At 37.6% G+C, this 19774-nt stretch carries 10 protein-coding genes; 5 read left to right on the forward strand and 5 right to left on the reverse strand.

All coding sequences use genetic code 11. The features are described 5' to 3' along the window. Positions 1 to 397: 397 nt before the first annotated feature. The 4 genes from BWI92_RS15605 to BWI92_RS15620 form a co-directional block, all read right to left on the reverse strand. On the reverse strand, positions 398 to 1510 hold the full coding sequence (locus tag BWI92_RS15605) for an alpha/beta hydrolase-fold protein (RefSeq protein WP_095164191.1): 1113 nt from the start codon (positions 1508 to 1510) through the stop codon (positions 398 to 400). 190 nt (positions 1511 to 1700) lie between these two features. Then, positions 1701 to 2585: an alpha/beta hydrolase gene (locus tag BWI92_RS15610; protein ID WP_095164192.1), complete on the reverse strand. Its 885-nt coding sequence runs from the start codon at positions 2583 to 2585 to the stop codon at positions 1701 to 1703. Positions 2586 to 2856: 271 nt separating this feature from the next. Further along, the gene (locus tag BWI92_RS15615; protein ID WP_229363193.1) at positions 2857 to 4524 is read right to left on the reverse strand and encodes a glycoside hydrolase family 43 protein; all 1668 of its coding nucleotides are present in this window, start codon (positions 4522 to 4524) and stop codon (positions 2857 to 2859) included. Between the two features lie 819 nt (positions 4525 to 5343). Further along, positions 5344 to 5736 carry a hypothetical protein gene (locus tag BWI92_RS15620; RefSeq protein WP_141234803.1) on the reverse strand — a complete coding sequence of 131 codons (393 nt, stop codon included), beginning with the start codon at positions 5734 to 5736 and terminating at the stop codon, positions 5344 to 5346. Between the two features lie 248 nt (positions 5737 to 5984). Here BWI92_RS15620 and BWI92_RS15625 point away from each other — a divergent pair, with 248 nt between their 5' ends. The 5 genes from BWI92_RS15625 (at position 5985) to BWI92_RS15645 (ending at position 17594) form a co-directional block, all read left to right on the forward strand. Next, positions 5985 to 8093 (forward strand): two-component regulator propeller domain-containing protein, encoded by a 2109-nt coding sequence (locus BWI92_RS15625; RefSeq protein WP_095164195.1) that lies wholly within the window; start codon positions 5985 to 5987, stop codon positions 8091 to 8093. Positions 8094 to 8128: 35 nt separating this feature from the next. After that, complete coding sequence (locus BWI92_RS15630) at positions 8129 to 10063, forward strand: hybrid sensor histidine kinase/response regulator transcription factor (protein WP_095164196.1); 1935 nt, start codon at positions 8129 to 8131, stop codon at positions 10061 to 10063. Between the two features lie 250 nt (positions 10064 to 10313). Then, positions 10314 to 13451 carry a TonB-dependent receptor gene (locus tag BWI92_RS15635; protein ID WP_095164197.1) on the forward strand — a complete coding sequence of 1046 codons (3138 nt, stop codon included), beginning with the start codon at positions 10314 to 10316 and terminating at the stop codon, positions 13449 to 13451. Between the two features lie 14 nt (positions 13452 to 13465). Next, on the forward strand, positions 13466 to 15277 hold the full coding sequence (locus BWI92_RS15640) for a RagB/SusD family nutrient uptake outer membrane protein (protein WP_095164198.1): 1812 nt from the start codon (positions 13466 to 13468) through the stop codon (positions 15275 to 15277). Between the two features lie 385 nt (positions 15278 to 15662). Beyond that, a complete protein-coding gene (locus BWI92_RS15645; protein ID WP_095164199.1) occupies positions 15663 to 17594 on the forward strand; it encodes an alpha/beta hydrolase-fold protein in 1932 nt (643 codons plus the stop codon). Between the two features lie 1034 nt (positions 17595 to 18628). On the opposite strand, the gene BWI92_RS15655 is transcribed toward BWI92_RS15645, so the two are convergent. Beyond that, positions 18629 to 19753 (reverse strand): efflux RND transporter periplasmic adaptor subunit, encoded by a 1125-nt coding sequence (locus tag BWI92_RS15655; RefSeq protein ID WP_095164201.1) that lies wholly within the window; start codon positions 19751 to 19753, stop codon positions 18629 to 18631. Positions 19754 to 19774 lie beyond the last annotated feature (21 nt).

The following is a 19774-nucleotide window of genomic DNA, read 5'->3' on the forward strand; positions in this document are numbered from 1 at the left end:
TATATCTTGAAAATTGTGCAGTAATGCTCTAGGCAATAAACTGTAGATATTAGGTAGGTGAAATCAAGTAAAAGAGGATTGTTTAAACTTTTCAAAAAATAGTTTTATTGATTAATTCTTGGCCTTACTTTTTAACTAGGCGTTCCCAACTTAATACAAAACATAACCGCAGTGGTAGTCGCAAAAAATTCAAGAATTTATAATCGGAGTGGCGTCCCACCTCGCTGCTCTCAAACAGTATAAATTCATTGCTCAAGCAAGCAGTGCTACGAAAATTTAAACAGGTTTGCCCTTGTCTAAAATAGGTTGCCTAAAATTTGTTGCCTTCAAAAGGCAACAAATTTTAGGCAAGGACAAAGGGCAACTCACAACTCATCATTCAGCACTTATATTTGGTCTATTTGAATAAAAGCGGTGCTAATTCACGTAAACTTCTACGCCATGTTTGGAATTCATGACCTGTTTTTTCGGAAACATAAGAAACGGCATTAAAATTAGCTTCTTTTAAAGCTGTCACCGCATTATTAACACCTTCTGGTCTTTCCCTGCTACCGCAACTCAAGAATATAAGTTTCACTTTTGATTTATCTTTGATATCGGTTGGTGCATAAGTACCGCCACTCAAAAGTGCATAATACGAAAACACTTCTGGCTTATTCAAGGTAATGGTTTTTGTTTCCATACCGCCCATACTTAGTCCAGCCATCGCACGATGTGATTGTTTGGCAATAGTTCTGAAATGAGCGTCCACATAAGGGATCAATTCATCTATTAAAACCGTTTGGAATGGTTCAATTTTAAACTCTCTGATTTTGCCAAATTTTACTTCGTTGGTCATACCGTAAGTATTTACGATAATAAATGGCTTGATTTTACCTTCGGCAATCAGGTTATCCATGATTAAATTGGCATGACCTTGGTTCATCCAAGCGGTTTCATCTTCGCCCCAACCGTGTTGTAAATACAAAACAGGGTATTTGTCTTTGCCCAATTCGTAGCCAGGAGGTGTGTAAACAAAGGCTCTTCGAGAAGTGTTAGTACTTGGCGATGGAAACAATACTTGTTGCACGTGACCATGCGGTACGTTTTTGAGGGCATAAAAATCTTGATCGTGGGCAGGAATTTCGATACCACTTTCCCAACGAATAGAGCCGTAGTAATTCATAGCACCGGGGTCATTGAATTTTCCTCCGTCGATTTTTACATTATAATAGTGAAAACCTTCGTCCATTGGTCCTTCGGTTGTTCCCATCCAACTGCCGTCACTGGCTTTTTCTAATTTTGTACCACCTCTGCCACCAAGTCCCAAACTTACCCGAACGCTATCGGCAGCAGGTGCAATAATTTTGAAACGAGCATATCCTTGGGAATTTACCATCGGGTATTCTTGTTGTGGCTGGTTGAGTGGAGAGGGTTTAAAGTCCTCAATAATAGCATTTTGCTGGTTTTGTGCTAACGCAATACCACAGCTTGATATGCTGAATAAAAGAGATAAAACGGTACTTTTCATTGTTAATTTTAGGTTTATGTTAAAAAGCTGATTACTGGACAAAACGTGAGGGTGTCATTCGAGTGCTTGGGTTTTATCTGAATTTTGTAAAAACAGTTTCAACCTGTAAAAAAAATGCGTCTAAGACTAAGTCTTGAATTAGTAGAGCCGAAAGCTCAAAGTTTAGATTCAACTCTGCACGATTACTTAATTATAACCAATTATTGCGCTTCAACCAATCAAAGAGAGGTTCCATCCAGCCTTTATGCCTGAAAATAAATCCGTGGTCGCCTTTGGGATAAATGTGCATCTCGACCTCAACTTTGTTTTTTCGTAAATTTTCAAAATAGGAAATACTATTGTCCACATCTACAAGTTTGTCGTCGGCAGCGTGGGTCAAATAAGCTGGTGGCGTATTGGCTTTGATTTGTAATTCATTAGAAAAAGTTTCGATGTCGGCAGCAGTAGGATTTTTACCAATCAAATTATCACGAGAACCGCCGTGCGTAAGTCCGTCTTTCATCGTAATAACGGGGTAAACCAATATCTGAAAATCAGGTCGTAAGCTGGTGTTATTGGGATTTTCGATATAGGATTTCTCGAAATGCGTAGCGGCAGTACTTGCCAAGTGTCCTCCTGCCGAAAAGCCCATGATACCTATTTTGTTTTTATCAATCCCAAATTTGTCAGCATTTTCACGTACAATCTTGATGGCTTTCTGAGCATCTTGTAAAGCTCCTATTTTTTTATCCACCATGATATCATCGTTGGGTAATCTGTATTTCAGAACAAATGCGGATATCCCTTTTTCTGCCAAGGCTTTGGCGGTACTCAAACCCTCACCATTATAAACAACTACGCCATAACCTCCCCCAGCAATTACGATGACCGCAGTCCCGTTGGGTTTTTCGGGTTTGATATATTCTAGTGTAGGAGTAACTACATCCCTGTACATTCCATTTTCGTTGATTTCTTTTTTGCTGGTAGCTCGAGCATTTGGAACAGCGCCATCATATAAAGGGATAATTTGCTGAGCTTGGGCGGAATTTACGAGACATCCGACCAAGCAACTAACTAATAGTAGTACTTGCTTCATTGTTTTTGGATAGTTTTGTTAATTCAAATCATGACGAATAATGTGCATAATCAATAGAATACTGTCAAGGTGCGAAATAGAATTTTATTACCTTGGTGGGTAAAATACCATTCAATTTTTGGGCTTTCAACTTTCAGCAATGGGCTTTCGGCAAAAATATTCCATAAATTCATGCGAAATATTTTAATCCAATGCCCACAGCTAAAAGCCGAAAGCTCTATAGTTTCACTCAAGTTTACCTTATTTAATAGTGAAACAAATAAGGCTGCTTTTATTTCAGTACAGAATCTTCACCGCTGTATTTCAAATACTTGAATGTGGCACTATTGTCAGATTTTTCGCCATTTGAGGTAGCATACATCGCAAAAACACTACCAATAAAACCACCTGAAACTTTGGTAGATAAGTGCTTACCGTCCTGATTTTCAGCCAAAACCTTAAAGTCTTTACCATTCTCTGAAATGGCAAAATGGCATTTATCTGCATTATTGGTTATGCGTAAAACCAATTTTCCATTGCCAACAGGTAGTGTATTAATCAATTCTACGTCTTTCTTGCGGTGAACGCTTTTGTATAATTCTACTTGTGTTTTACCATCTTTGATAGATTTTGCCAAAAAGTAATAGTGACTTTCGTCTTGATAAATCACCAAACCAGCTTTTTCTTTTTCAGATTTTGGAGAAAAAACAAGTTCTGTTTCGGCAGTGCTATTCATGTGTTGCTGGCGTTTGGCCACAAAAGATGGATTGCCAAGTTCTGAAATAGTTTCAGGTTTGAGTTTTAGGGTAAGCCCGTTTTTAGAAGTTTTGAACGAACTACTATCTACCGTGCGTAAGTGCATCAACGAAAGGTCAAGACCTTTATCAAATTTCATGGTATAAGAAAAATTACCGTTTTGAGGCAAAGCACCGTTTTGTTTTACTTCTTTAATATTGGTTTCGTATTTGTATTCGATGGCTTTTTCACCATGCTCAATAATTGGCCAATCGTTCACCCAAGTGAGCGGAGCAATAAACATTTCACGACCTGTATTGTAATAATCACCTTCATACGGACGAACCGCCAGAAATATAGAATACCAGTTGCCATCAGGTCCTTCGATAAATTGGGCGTGTCCTGCCGAGGTAATCGGATTTGGGCGGTTAGCTGGTAATTCTCTTTGCGTTAATACTGGATTTCCTTCAAAAGGTACATAAGGTCCCCAAATATCTTTGCTACGCAAGGCCACTTGTGAGTGATTTACCGAAGTTCCGCCTTCTGCACAGTACAAAATATACCAATCGTTACGTTTCATAACGTGTGGTCCTTCTATCCAAACAGGTTTTTTGGTAATATCTACCCCGCCGTTGATCAATTGCTTTTTGTCACCAATCGTTTTCAAGTTCTTGTAATCAAACTCATACATTTGCACCGTACGATGTCCAGAGTAAAGAGGCTTATTATCAGGAGCTTCGCTGTTATAAACGATGTAGGCTTTATCGGTAGCTTCGTCAAAATAAATGGAGGGGTCGATACCTCTTACTTGTGGCAATTTTACAGGATTGCTGTAAGGACCTGCAGGATTCGTAGCCGTCACCACAAAGTTACCATCGTGGTCAATATCGGTACAAGTAACATAGTAAATGCCTTTGTAGTAAGCAATGGCAGGGGCAAAAAGTCCACGACTCATACGCTCGCCCATGAAGTCCATCTGTGAGGGACGGTTGATGACATTTCCAATTTGTTTCCAGTTTTTCAAATCACGGCTGTGCATAATAGGCAAACCTGGGAAATACGAGAAAGTAGAATGAACAGAATAATAATCTTCTCCTACTTTTACAATACTTGGGTCAGGGTAAAAACCTGTCAAAATAGGGTTTACCAAGGTTGTTTTTTGGGCATTAGAAATACCGATTGTGAACAAATAAGTAAGTACTAAAATGAATGCTTTGATTTTCATGACTATAAAATGTATTTGCTAAAATTTATTTTATTGAAAAAGTATAAACTTTGCCCCTCTGCGTAGCTACGTCAAAAGGAATACTTTTTTAATTCAAAGGATTGAATAATTGGTTTTGGGATAGGGAGTCTATCTAGATGAGCGCTTCGTAATGGTTCAGACATTTGATGGTAATAAAGTCAGAAGTAGTTTTAATTTTTTGCACCGTGAAAATAGGTGAACGTATAATAGAAGTGTAGCACAAATAATCAAAAAAGGACTAACTATGTTCAAACCAATCCATTCATTGGTACTATTAGGTGTTGTGTGAAGATTTTGTGACGTAATTTATTGCTTTAAATTTCGGAATCAAAGAAGTACTTGATAGTATTTTACGGTATTTTTTGTAAACTAAAATGTCTAGTGTATTGCCTATGATAAAGTTAGAAACGCTGATTTGAGTCCATGTTGATTTACCTAGTACAAAACTTTGATTTAGCGTTTGATGCCAAAGTAGTTTACTGGGAAGCCTCTTAAATGATGATTAAAGGGATTTTTTAGTAATGACCGAAATCGGGGTTTGTATTATATTAAAGTTGCAGCACTATTTGATAAAATTGGGTCAATTGGAAAAGATATGGAAAACGGATAGATGAAATTCTTGAAAGTACGCTAGCTGCTTTGAATTCTTGGGAAAACTTAGCGATTAATTATCATGTTTTGAAATCAAATATTGATTTAATATCAAAGGCTATAGGCAATAATAGAAGCACCCATTTTTAGGTATGAAATAGACCCTTGAAGATTATGGGTTGAAAGTCACAGAACTGCAATGTTTAACTATTCCCAACTCACGGCAACTCCTTTGATATTAAAATCTGTCACATCAAGTCTAATAATGGCGTCTGCTCCGTGTTTTGCAGCCACTTTTTTCAAAATAGCTAAATTCTGATTCACTACACCAGCATCATATCTATTGGTTTTTGTGCTGATATACAAAATACCTATTTCATGATACGGTTTTGATGGAAGTTGAGTAACATATAATTGCACAGAATCGGCTGAAGTAGGCTTGTAGTCTTTATCAGGATTTAAGGCAATGAATGTATCAGGAAACATCTGATTACTGCAACTTAAATCGCTCACAGACAGTGCTATCAAGAGTAGAAATAGTCTACACTTATAAAGTTTTGACTTTTGGATAAATGGAGAAGAACTTAATACGTTTTTCATAGTTTTAATTTTTAGAATAGTGTAACAATTTACTATTGGAGGTACTCAAGACACCAAGGGTGGCATTAAGAAGTATCTTTCTAAAAGTAGTAAATTTCTCTTTATCACTCGAAAGCACTCTTGAAATCATTTAGTTTTTCAGGAAGTAAGAGCCCAGCCTTTGTGGATTAACCTAAGTAAAAGTAGAAAAAGCCTCTTTATTCCTTTTTATATTAGAGATATTGATTACTGCTTAAAACTCCCAGCTTATGAAAAAAATGATCCTTTATATTTTTATTCTATTATGTTATCAAAGTTGGAGCCAGCATTCTATATATAACTTCACTAATTATACTACCAAAAATGGTCTATCTTCCAATACAACCTATGCAATTCATAAGGATAGGGATGGTTTTATGTGGTTTGCGACGGAAGATGGCGTAAACAAGTTCGACGGACGAAATTTTAAAGTATATCGGCATAAAGAGTCCGACCCTTACAGTATTGGCAGAGGTTCTGCTATGGCGATAGAAGAAGATAATCTTGGGAATTTGTGGATTGGAACGTCGGTGACGCTATCCTTCTATAATAAAAACCTTAACAATTTCATTAATGTAGACTTTACACCTTATGGCGTAATTAGAAGCTTATGCTCTGATAATCAGGGAAATATGTGGGTGGGTGCTTATTCTGGATTGTACTATTTTGAGACAAAAACAAAGCGTATTCGTGCGTATAGAAAAAACGAAAATGACGTTAATGCTTTGGCATCAGATGTTATTCTGTCCATTTTTGAAGATTCGAAAAATAGAATTTGGGTAGGTACTAATGCTGGCTTACATCAATTAAAGGCAGACAGAAAGAGTTTTATCCGATTTGAAGAAAATGCTCAAATACCATTTAGTATTTCTAATAATATTATTCGCTCCATGGCTGAATCCTCCAATGGAGATTTATGGATTGGCACAGATTCAGGGCTAAATTTACGTTCAGAAGATGGAAGATTTTTGTGTTTCCGAAATCATCAAAATGATGTTAGCTCGCTCAGTAATGATAAAATTTATAAGATTGTTTTTGATAAGGAAGGAATGCTGTGGGTGGGTACTGAAGATGGAGCCAATGTATTTGACACACATACGAAGAAGGCTTTTCGTATTGTAAATTCTACTGCAAGCTACCAAAACTACCGAAGCGATTTTGTTGGGCATTCGGTTCGAGAGATTTATATCGACCATAATGGGCTTTACTGGCTGAGTACTTTTCAGGGAGGTATCAATAAATATGATGCAAATTTGGCGTTCTTTAACCATAAATCATATAATCCATTTGATGTTCACGGTCTGAGTGCTAGGTCTGTTACTTCATTTGCTGAAATGCCTAATGGCAAAATCTATATAGGCACAGATGGTGGGGGACTCAATGTTTACAATAAAAAAACAGAATTAATAGAACACAAATCGCTCCATAAAATTATACCTAGTAAGATAATTAGAACGCTTGAAGTCATAGGTAATAAACTTGTTGTTGGAACTTATGGAGATGGACTATACATCCTGAACTCTGATAATAATCAGGTAAAATATATCAAAATCAATAGGAATAGGACAGGTGATGTCCCCATCAACTGTTTGAAAGTTGACAAGCAAGGTAACATTTGGATAGGAACAAATGGAGAAGGGGTTTTTATTTATAACATCACTACAGGAAACCTCCATTCTTTAAAAGAAACACATAACTTGTCTCCCCAAGCCTATAGTTTTTTGAATAATGGATATACAACTGCTTTTGAAGAAGATACTCAGGGGAATATCTGGATTGGCTCTAATGGAGCAGGCTGTGCAATATATAGCCCTAAAACTCATAGAATAGAAGTTTTAAACCACAGAAATAGCAATTTAGCCCTTGATAGAATCCTAAGTATTTATTGTGACTCACAGGGCAAAATTTGGATAGGCGTGTTTGGAGCAGGATTGTGTACATTTGATTCTCGTAAAAGAAAATTTATTCAATACGACGAATCTCATTTACTGTCTAATGATTTGGTATATAAGATTTTAGAAGATGAGAATAACAATCTTTGGGTAAGTACAAATCAAGGAATAAGTAAATTTGATACCCGAAAAAAAACTTTCAAAAACTATAGCCATTACAATGGCATCCAACAAAGTACATTTAATGCAGGTGCAGGCATAAAAACACAATCGGGGGAAATATATTTTGGCGGGTTGGATGGGTTTAATTATTTCAGACCTTCTGCGCTGAATGTCAATAAGTGTATTCCGAAATTAATTTTTACAGACCTCAAAATTGGGAATAAAAGTATTACGGCTGATGAAAACTCCGAAATTGAAGAACCTATAACTATTGCAAAAAAATAACCCTGAGCTATAAACAAAACTTTTCACTCGATTTTGTGGCACTCAATTATACCTCCCCACAAGAAAGTCAGTATTCGTACATATTAGAAGGATTTGATAAAGAATGGAATAAAGTTGGAGCTGTAACCAATGCCGTTTATACTAATTTGGACCCCGGCAAATACCTATTTCGCTTAAAAGCTCAAAGTGAAGATGGTTCTTGGCATACGCCCGAAAAGGTGATGGAAGTCAACGTGTTGCCTCCTTTGTGGAAAACGCCAATCGCCTATTTTATTTATTTTTATATCGTATTTTTTACCCTTTGGTATCTTCGAAAAAGAGGGATTGAAAAACTCAAAAATGAGTTTGAATTAGAAAAAGAACGAACAGAAAATGAGCGTAGAATAGAGCTAGAGAAACTCAAAATTAAATTTTTGACAAACCTAAGTCATGAACTAAAAACGCCATTGACTCTTGTGCTGAATCCCGTAGAGAGTTTGTTGGTAAATGAACAGAGTGAGAAAAAAATACAAACACTCAATCTCATTAATCGAAATGCCAAGCGGTTATTAAACTTGGTCAATCAGTTATTGGATTTTCGAAGAATAGAAGACAATGAGCTGAAGCTGCACCTATCAGAAGGTGATGTGATTGAGGTGGCCAAAGATATTTTTGAGTCCTTTAAATATTTATCCGAAACCAAACATATTCAGTTGGACTTTGAAAGTGCAACTCAGTCCTATTATTGCGCTTTTGATAAAGATAAAATTGAGCGTATTTTATTGAATTTACTCTCAAATGCCTTAAAGTTTACAGATCCTAATGGAAGTGTCTATTTTCATGTCGAAATAGCAGCCGACGCCAGTGGAATTAAATTTATCGTAGGAGATACAGGCTCAGGCTTTTCTAAAGAGATGTACGAAAAGATTTTTGATAGATTTTTTCAGATACCTACCAACCAATCAACCTTAAACCAAGGTAGTGGTATCGGGCTGTCTATTACCAAAGAGTTCGTCAAATTGCATGGTGGTAATATCGAAGTAGAAAGTGAAGAAGGAATGGGAAGTATCTTTACCGTCTTTTTACCCTTGAAAGAGACAAGTAGTACTTTTCAACAGGAGACTTTTGTTCCACAGCAAGAGGAGTTTTCTGAAGAAGAATGTACAATTGATATTCAGGAAACAACGACTGAAAAATTTGAAAAACCTGCTATTTTGCTCATAGACGATAGTGATGATATTCGGTTCTACTTAAAAGAAAACTTGAGTGACAAATACAAAATTATCGAAGCTGCAGACGGTAAACAAGGCTGGCAAAAAGCTTTGTCAGCGCATCCAGTATTGATTGTCAGTGACGTCAATATGCCTAAGATGGATGGCATATCTCTTTTACAGAAAATCCGAAACGATAATAGAACCAAACATATTCCGATTATACTTTTAACAGTTTTGGCTGAAGAAAAAGACCAACTAAATGGACTATCGCTAGGCGCAAACGACTATCTGGTCAAGCCTTTTAGTTTTAATCTTTTGGATGTAAAAATTGGTAATTTATTAAAAACGAATCAGACCTTCAGAGAAACCTACAGCAAACATATTAATGTAGAAACGCCAGAAGTACAGATAGAGTCGCAAGACGAAAAGTTCTTATTGGAAGTAACTCGTCATATTGAAGAAAATATGCTACAAACAAACTTGTCTGTTGAAGAAGTAAGCAAAATGATGAATATGAGTCGAAGCACTTTCTATATTCGTATATTGGCGCTCACAGGCGAAACTCCCGTAGAATATATTCGATCGATGCGCTTGAAAAAGGCTGCCTACTTGCTCGAAAAAAGTGATTTAAGAATTGCAGATATTAGCTTTGAAGTGGGTTTTTCAAACACGAATTACTTTGCTAGAGCCTTCAAGACAAAGTACCAAATGACACCATCTGAATACATTCGATTGAAGCGAAAAACGGATATTTTGTTAGAAAAAACGGCTATTTAGTAAAGTAAAAAAAGGCATATCTGCTCCATCAGATTCCTACCATAAAAGAAGAGAAATATACCAGCATGCTAGCCAGCACCTCATAAATGGCTAATATGCTGGTATTTTTTTATGGATAAAACATTTCGTACAAAAATCGAGTAAAATGTGCTAATCCAATTTTCGGACATAAACTTACTTTACACCGTCAAAAGACGCCCCTCTTCTGGAGAGGATAATATTCTATCTTAAAACAATCATATTTTACTCTATGAAAAGAAATAATTACTTAATTATTCAATGGCAAAGTTTTCCCTTGATGAAATTGTGTTTAGTGATGTTTGCAGTTCTTTTGAGCTACACAATTCAGGCACAAACCATCAAAGGAAAAGTAACAGCAGAAGATGGAAAACCTGTAGCAGGAGCTACAGTAAAGGTAAAAGGAAGTAATGTGGGAACGGTAGCTAACAACGACGGAGAATATACCCTGTCTAATGTAGCGAAAAACACGGTTTTTGTAATTTCGAGTATTGGATATTTACCAGCTGAAATCAACATCGGTACAAGAACATTTGTAGAGATTGTATTAAGTGCCGATACCCGTGAGCTTGGTGAGGTAATTGTGGTGGGTTATGGTACGCAAAAGAAAAGAGATATAACTGGAGCAGTGGTATCTGTGACAGAAGCTACCCTTAAAGAAGTACCTGCACCTAACTTGTTAAATTCATTAAAAGGTAGAGCCGCTGGGGTTTCCATTGTGAGCAATGGCTCTACACCCGGTAGTCAGGCATCAATTCGTGTTCGTGGCAACCGCTCATTAACAACAGGGAATGGCGATGGACTTGATGGCCCATTGGTAGTTGTAGATGGTATTCCTTTTGGAGGTTTGAACGATATCAACCCAGATGATATTTCGAATATTGAAATTTTGAAAGATGCTTCAGCAACGGCTATTTATGGTTCGCGTGGGGCAGGTGGTGTGATTTTAGTAACTACCAAAAGAGGTAAAGTTGGCAAGCCAATATTTAGTTATGACGGATATCACGGCATAACAAGTATGATGGGTAAATACAACGTAATGAATGGCGAGCAGTATGCCAAATTCAAAGACTTGTCGGCTGCATATAACACACAAGGTGCAGGTACAACGGCATATCCTTTGACAGAAGAAGAAAAGGCAAACTTGGCGGCAGGGGTATCTACCGACTGGCAAAGCTTATTGTACAAGCCAGGGTTTAACAGTAGTCACCAACTTGGATTGCAAGGGGGCGTTGAAAATACGCAGTATGGTATTGGTATTGGTTATTTTAATGAAACAGGCATTATGCCAAATCAAAATTTTGACCGTATGACGATTCGTGCTACGTTGGACCAAAAAATTGGAAAACGTGTCAAAATTGGCTTAAATACTATTAATACCTTGACACATCGCAATGACCCTGCGGGTGCTGGTATTCCTACAGAGCTTGTTCGTCTTTCGCCTTTGGTGTTGCCGTATAATGCTGATGGTTCTGTGAATTTGAATCCTAAAAAAGGAACAATCGAAGCACAAGCAGTGAGCCCTTTGACGCTAATCTCTCGTGGAGCGGATATTCTTTCTAATGAGCGTTCATTAAGAACTTTCAATAGTTTGTATGCAGAAGTAAATATTTTAGATGGCCTTAAATATCGCTTTAATGCAGGTCTTAATTTTAGTCAAGTACATTTCAATGGTTATGCTCCACCAAATACCTTTGTTAACTCAGGAACTGAGCAAAGTGTATCAAGTGCCGATATTAGAAATACCGAGTATTGGGATGTCAATTTCCAGCACTTACTCTATTATGATAAAGTATTTGCCCAAAAACACAAAGTAGGTTTGACAGCTCTCTATGAAATTACTAAAAATCATAATATTGGAAGCAGTTTCAATGTAAGAGGTGTTCCAGCAGATTATATCAAAACAGCCAATTTCTCTTTGGCTTCTGGGCAACCAACAGGTAGCGGTAGCTTTGCCGAAGCAGGTTTGGTTTCTTACATGGCTCGTTTGAATTATACTTTTAACGACAAATATACCCTTACTGCTACGTTCCGTAGAGATGGTTCTTCGACCTTATCACCAGGTAATCAGTATTTTAACTATCCTGCTATTGGCTTGAGTTGGAACATTATTGATGAGCCATTTATGAAACAATTGAATGCCGTGTCGAACCTTAAACTTAGAGGTGGCTGGGGTATTTCGGGTAACCGTAACGTAGATCCTTATGCTACTTTGGGAGCCTTGTCATCTGGTTATTACAATTTTGGTACAACCACAGCCGGACAAGCATTGGCTTATACCGTGACAAGTTTACCAGCAAGTAATTTGGGATGGCAGTCTACAGCACAATGGGATTTTGGTTTAGAGGTAGGTTTGTTTAACAACCGCGTAACAGGTTCATTTGATGTTTATCAGCAAAACACTAAAGACATTTTGCTTTCTGTAAACCTTCCTCAAAGTAATGGAGCAGGGTCGGCATTGAAAAATCTTGGAAAAACTCAGGGTAATGGTTTTGAATCATCTGTAACAATTGATGTAATCAGAAGTAAAAGCGGATTTAACTGGAGCACAGATTTAACTTACTTCTTTAACCGTGAAAAAATTACCCAACTGACAACACCAACAGAATTAGATAATAAAGGTAACTATTGGTTTGTTGGACAGCCACTTACGGTTATTTATGATTATAACAAAATTGGTATTTGGCAACAATCAGATAAAGACAATGGTACTTTAGCTAAGCAGACTTCACCAGTGCAAGTACCTGGCGAAATCCGAGTAGAAGATGTAGATGGTAATGGTAAAATTGATGCAAATGACCGTAAAGTTATCGGAAACTTCCAACCTGCTTGGGAAGGTGGATTTACTAACAGAGTAACTTTCAAAAACCTTGACTTATCGATTGTTACTTACGCTCGTATGGGTATGAAAGTATTGGTACCTTACTTGGCAGGAACATCAGGTGGTGGCTCAGGATTTGGATTTCTTAACCAAGGCCGTTCTAATCAGCTAGTAATGGACTATTGGACAACCGACAATCCAACTAATGCTTTTCCTAGACCAAATGCAGGTGGTGGCGTAAGAGATTTTACTTCTACAACACAATACCAAGATGGATCATTTATTAAGGTACGAAGCATTAACTTGGGTTATACACTACCATCCAAAATGCTTGGTAAATTAGGATTCAGCTCGGCTCGTATTTATGTAAATGCTACAAATCCATTTATTCTTTATTCTCCATTAGTACGAGACAAACTTGCTATTGACCCAGAAGGAAATGGTTATGGAAACACAATTCAAGGGGGTAACTTCAACCGTGTGATTAGTGTAAACCTTAATAACCCGCCTGTACGTCAGTTCACATTAGGGGTCAATCTCAAATTTTAATAGTTGATAATAATATGAAAAAAATAAAAATCTCGATATTAGCCTGTACTTTATTTTTAAGTTTAGGTTGTGAAAATATACTTGAAGAAAAGCCTCAATCTCAAATCGTGCCTTCCTATTTCAATAGCCCTGCTGGTGTATTGGGAGGTATTGCAGGGGTTTACAATGAAATTCGTAACCAATGGGGAACAGAAGGATTTTCCTCAGAAATGCAAGCAGGAACTGACGAATTTGTTCAAGGTGCAAGTAGCGGTGGTGGACCTGTACATACCTTCAATGGTTTGAATGGTACAAACTTTGGTTCGGCTTGGGGAACAGCCTTTACTTGTGTCAATACTATCAATGGGGTATTAAAGTTTGGTCAAAATATCAGTCTTCCAGAGGCTACTAAAAAACAATATTTGGCACAAGCGAAATTCTTGCGCGCCTTCTGGTATTTTTATCTAGTGCAAACTTGGGGAGACGTGCCTTTGCATACTGAATTTATTACAGTTCCTTCTCAGGCAGCGAAAAGAGACCCAGCGTTGGAAGTATATAAGCTCATTATCAAAGACTTGACTGAAGCTGCTGCTGATTTACCAGAAAAGCCAACGGCTCCATTTTTGGGTAAAGCTGCGACAAAACCTGTTGCACAATTTTTCTTAGCAAAAGCCTATCTAACCCGTGGTTGGTTGACCAACTCACAAACGGACTATGCTGAAGCAGCTAAAATTTCGAGTGATATTATTGCTAACAAAGCCAACTATGGCTTGGATTTGTGGCAAGACTTTGGCGATGCTTTTGTGCCTGCTAATGACTACGGAAAAGAAACAATGTTTGTGAGTGACCACTCAAATGATGCTAAATTTGGTTACTATTCAGTGGGTGGTGGTGCCAGTGGTGGTGCTGGACAAAACCTAACACCTTGGTTTACCAACTGGAACTATCCAAACAATAGTGGTGTAAACTCTACTGTAAATGCTAATGGAGTTTTAGTAAACTCGGGTACTTCTTTGATGGTGCGTGACTCATATTATGGTCGTCCATACCAACGTTTGCGTCCAAATAGTGTTAAACAAAGTTCTGGAGAAGTGGCTGGAAAGAACTATTTCCTTGACCAAGCTTTTGTAAAAAGAGATATAGATTCACGATTTGCTAATACCTTCTATACGGTATATATCGCAAACCAATCTATTACTAACACTGCTACGGCAGCCAATAATAAAAGAGGAATTTCTTATACGACTCAAGTTGGGGTAGATACTGCCGTTTGGCTTCCTGATTTTGAAGTGGCAGGTGCACCTCAATTCTATGGTACAAGACCATTTAAAGGACTTATTATTCCTCCAAGTCTTTGGAAATCAGATGTATATCCAGCTATCAAAAAACACATGGATCCTAGTCGTGGAAGTAACTTCAATGACCCTTCTACTCGTCCTGTTGTAATTACACGATTTGCTGAGGTATATCTTATCGGAGCAGAAGCTTATCTTCAGGCAGGTGATAAGGCAAAGGCTGCCGAGTTGTTGAATGTACTTCGTCAAAGAGCAGCTTATCGCAAAACAAATACACCAGCACAAAATACAGCGGCTGCTGCGGCGATGTTAATCAAGGATTCGGACGTAACAATCGACTTTATTTTGGATGAAAGAAGTCGTGAGTTGTTCGGCGAGTGGATGAGATACCAAGATTTAGTACGTACAAAATCTTTGGTAAGACGTATTAAGCTTTGGAATAGTGAAGCGGCTCCTTATGTGAAAGATTTTCACGTTTTGAGACCTATCCCACAGTCAGAAATAGATCGTACTGTTGAAGGCCCTCCATTTACACAAAATGCAGGATACTAATTAGTGCTGAGTGGTGAATTGTGAATGCAATTTTTTAAATTCACAATTCACTTTATCAATTATACCGCATAGATATGCCTGTAGATTAGGATTTTTCAGAAACCAATCTTTTCATTAGCTTCGTAGGAGCGATAGTTTGGTAGCAAAGATTTTTTTCCTGAGCTACAAAAAGAGCGCCGTAGGTGCGACAGACCTCAAGATTTTGGTTTTCTGTCGTACCTACGGCACTTTTATAAGTTAGTAGGCAATTTAAAATTCAACTATTTGGCTTTCGACTTTCAGCAATGGGCTTTCGGCAAAAACATATTAAAACTCTTTGCCTAGTGCCTATGGCTTACAACCTAGCGCATATTTAATACAAATACAACCTAAAATAACTCATACTATGAAAAATACATTATGGGCTTGCTTGACTGCCTTACTGTTTCAGGCAAATGGTTTGCAGGCTCAACAAATAGCCCCAGAAGCTCCTAAAGGTTTTGATGTACTTCAAAGTACTATTGCACATGGCAAAATAGATACGATTGTCTATGAATCTAAAACCGTAGGCACTAGTCGAAAAGCCTTAGTTTATACACCCCCTGGTTTCAATAAAAAAACGAAATACCCTGTGCTATATCTGTTGCATGGTATCGGAGGCGATGAAAAGGAGTGGCTTAATGGCGGTAAACCTCAAATAATTTTAGATAATCTATATGCAGAAGGTAAAATCCAGCCGATGATTGTCGTAATGCCTAATGGCCGTGCCATGAAAGACGACCGTGCTGTGGGTAATATTATGGCTCCTGATAAAGTGCAAGCTTTTACTACTTTCGAAAAAGATTTATTAAACGATTTAATTCCTTTTGTTGAGAAAAAATACCCCACATCAATCGACCGAGAAAGTCGCGCCATTGCTGGACTTTCGATGGGCGGTGGACAATCGCTTAACTTTGGCTTGGGTAATTTAGATAAATTTGCATGGGTTGGTGGTTTTTCGTCAGCACCCAATACCAAGATTCCAAAAGAGTTGGTACCTAATCCTGAAGAGGCCAAAAAGAAACTCAAATTGCTATGGATTTCTTGTGGCGATAACGACGGATTACTTTCTTTTAGCAAGCGTACACATGAATATTTGTACCAAAACGATGTGCCACATATTTATTATCTTGAGCCTGGGGTTCATGATTTTAAAGTCTGGAAAAACGGCTTGTACATGTATTCTCAGTTTTTGTTTAAACCCGTGAATACTTCTTCTTTTACCAAATATACTATTTTGGGAACCCCTGCTAGCACCAATATTCGCAATGCTCAGTATCCTCAAGTGCTTCCTGACAATAGAGTGGTATTCAAAGTAAAAGCTCCTAATGCTCATAAAGTACAAATTGATTTAGGGAAAAAATACGATATGGTCAAAGATAGCACTGGTTTCTGGCACGTTACTACCGATTCTATCAGTCGCGGATTTCATTACTATTCTTTATTGATTGATGATGTAGCCGTCGTCGATCCTGCTAGCGAGACTTTTTACGGTATGAGTCGCCAAGCGAGTGGCATCGAAATTCCTTACAAAGAAGGTGGTTTTTATGCCCTCAAAGATGTACCTCATGGCGATATTCGTATCAAAAAGTATTTCTCAAAAGCTAGTAACACATGGCGTGAAATGTACGTTTATACACCGCCAGGCTATGATAAGACAACCGAAAAATATCCTGTTTTGTATCTTCTACATGGCGGTGGCGAGGATCAGCGTGGCTGGGCAACACAAGGTCGTACCGACCTCATTTTGGATAATTTGATAGCCGAGCAAAAAGCAAAACCAATGGTAATTGCCATGCTAGATGGCAATTTTTATGGCAATGGTGGTGGAATTGCAGGCTTTGGAGAGCCACAACTCAAGGCCTTCGAAAATGAATTGAAAAATGGGGCAATTCCATTTGTAGAAAGCAATTTCAGAGTAGAAACCGATGCGAAAAATCGTGCTTTGGCAGGGCTTTCGATGGGTGGATTACAAACACTTTATGCAGGAATTAAGAACACCGATTTATTCTCGTACTTGGGGGTATTCAGTTCAGGATGGTGGGCTAATAATACAAAACTGTCTGATCCTCAATATGAATTCATGAAAAACAACGCTTCGACTATCAACTCAAATCTAAAAGAGTTATGGATTTCGATGGGAGGGAAAGAAGATATTGCTCATGCCAATTGCCAAATTATGATGAAAAAATTTGATGACATGGGGGTAAAATACAAATATAGTGAATACGCTGGCGGACATACTTGGCCTGTGTGGCGACATGATATTTTCTTATTTTCACAATTGTTGTTTAAGTAGGCGGATGTTATTTGTTAACAGTAAATCTGTTATTTGAAGGTACTCTCAATCTGAAGAATACAATCAACATATTATTTATCTACTATTTTTGAAAGCGCCGTAGGTGCGACAGAATCCAACATATTTTGTTTTCTGTCGCACCTACGGCGCTTTTTATAATTCCAACGCCTTTTTTGATACTCTCATACTAGATATCACTCGGACTGAGACGCAATCATTGCGTCTCTACTAGTTCATTTAAAAATAATCACTAAATCGCTCCTTTTCTGGTACAATCTCCACAGCTGGTGTACACCTTTCAAATGACGTAATTTATTTGTTTATTAAACTTGTACCACTTACAAAGTTTTATTTATGTGGTGAAATCGTATTAACGGTACAATAATTGAAGACTTTAGTCATCAAAAGTACCAACAGGCATCTATTTTGATTAGGGTAGAGCAGTCAGCAATATTTAAAGGAGATTTTTGCATTGATGTGCCTTTAAAAATAGTTTTGTTGTTTTTACCGATATGAAAATATTTATAATAGCTGCTTGTATAGGCCTCATGGCTTTCTTCCACGCGGAGAAGGTTCGTGGACAATATTTTAGTTACCTGACGACTAAGGATGGTCTATCGTAAAAGATAAGTACGGCTTTATGTAGTTTGGGGCTTGGAATGGGCTTTGCAGATATGATGGTTATAAATTTAAGACTTATAAAAATAATCCCAAAGATCTTCATTCTATTGCAAGTAATCGTATATAAGGATACTTCTGGAGATTTGTGGATAGAAACTTTCCCTTCTATCATTTGTCGTTATAATTATCAAAGTGATGACTATACTCGATTCAAGGCTAATCAACTCCCTAATTGAGCGAGTGAGTGATTATGTAAAAAATTGTATTCCATCAGTAGAGATGCAATGATTGCGTCTTAAGCCATTCATATCTAGCACAGTAGCATCAAAAAAGCGGTCGAAAACATATTTTTCGACCGCTTTTTTGATAATAACTTGGAGAATATTCCTCAATTCAGAATCATTCCTATTGTCTTATTTCACTTTTACAGGAAAACCATTTCTGACTTCTTCACTGGCAGTTGTTACTAGATTATCACCCTCTTTTAAATCACCAAAAATCTCAATTTTGCCATCCGCTTCACGACCTTTTTCTACATCTACCCATTCTGCATTACCATTCACAATTCTAATGACAAATACTCTTTCTGGCGAATTAACTACCGCCGATTTTGGGACAACAAAAGTTGGAACTTGCGAAGGCATATTCAATTTGACTTCTGCAATCATACCTGGGAGTAGTTTTTTACTTGAATTATCAATATCCATTTCAATACGCTCTGCACGAAGTTTAGTGTCCAATGCACCTGCCACACGTTTGATTTGTGCTTTGAATAATTCGTTTGGTCGAGACCTCACTCGGAAAGTAATCGTGCTCTGTGGTGATAAATAGGCCGTGTATATTTCTGGAATTGCTACCGCCAAACGAAGTACTTTTTGATTTTGAAGGAAAAACATTGGTTTGTCAGAACCTTTACCTGATGGTCCTACATAAGCTCCCAAACTGATATTACGCACCGAAATCGTACCATCGAATGGAGCACGAACTTCCAAGTAATTTTTGGTATCTGCAATTTCTTTATAATTGGCTTTTGCAGCTTCTAACAAAGCAAAATCTGCATTTTTACGCGCCAAGGCTTGGTCTAATTCGTTTGGTGAGATAGTTCCAGGCGTTTGGGAGGTATGATACAAACGATCATAATTGGCTTTGCTAGCAATATAAATAGCTTCTTGTGATTTTAAACGAGAAGAAGCTGCTGTCAACTGCGCTGTGATTTCTGGAGCGTCTAAGCTTGCCAATAATTGTCCTGCACGTACTTCTGAGCCTACATCTACGGTCATTTGGCGCACAAAACTGTTAACTTTTGCGTAAAGTTCCACGTCTTGCTTGGCAGTTAGCTCACCTGGTAATTGTAGAGAAGCAGTCATTTTTTCTTTTGTTAAAGAAAAACTTTCTATTGTCGGGATTGTTGGCGCCGAAGCCGTTTTTTCTTTATGCTCAGATTTGGCTTCAGATTCGCCACAACTCGTAAATATTACAGAACTTAATATTAATCCCGTGGCAAAAAGGGTATATCTAAAAACAGTTGGATAATTCATAATTTTTGTCGGTTGCACGTT

Source organism: Flectobacillus sp. BAB-3569 (assembly GCF_002270355.1).
Lineage (GTDB): Bacteria > Bacteroidota > Bacteroidia > Cytophagales > Spirosomataceae > Flectobacillus > Flectobacillus roseus.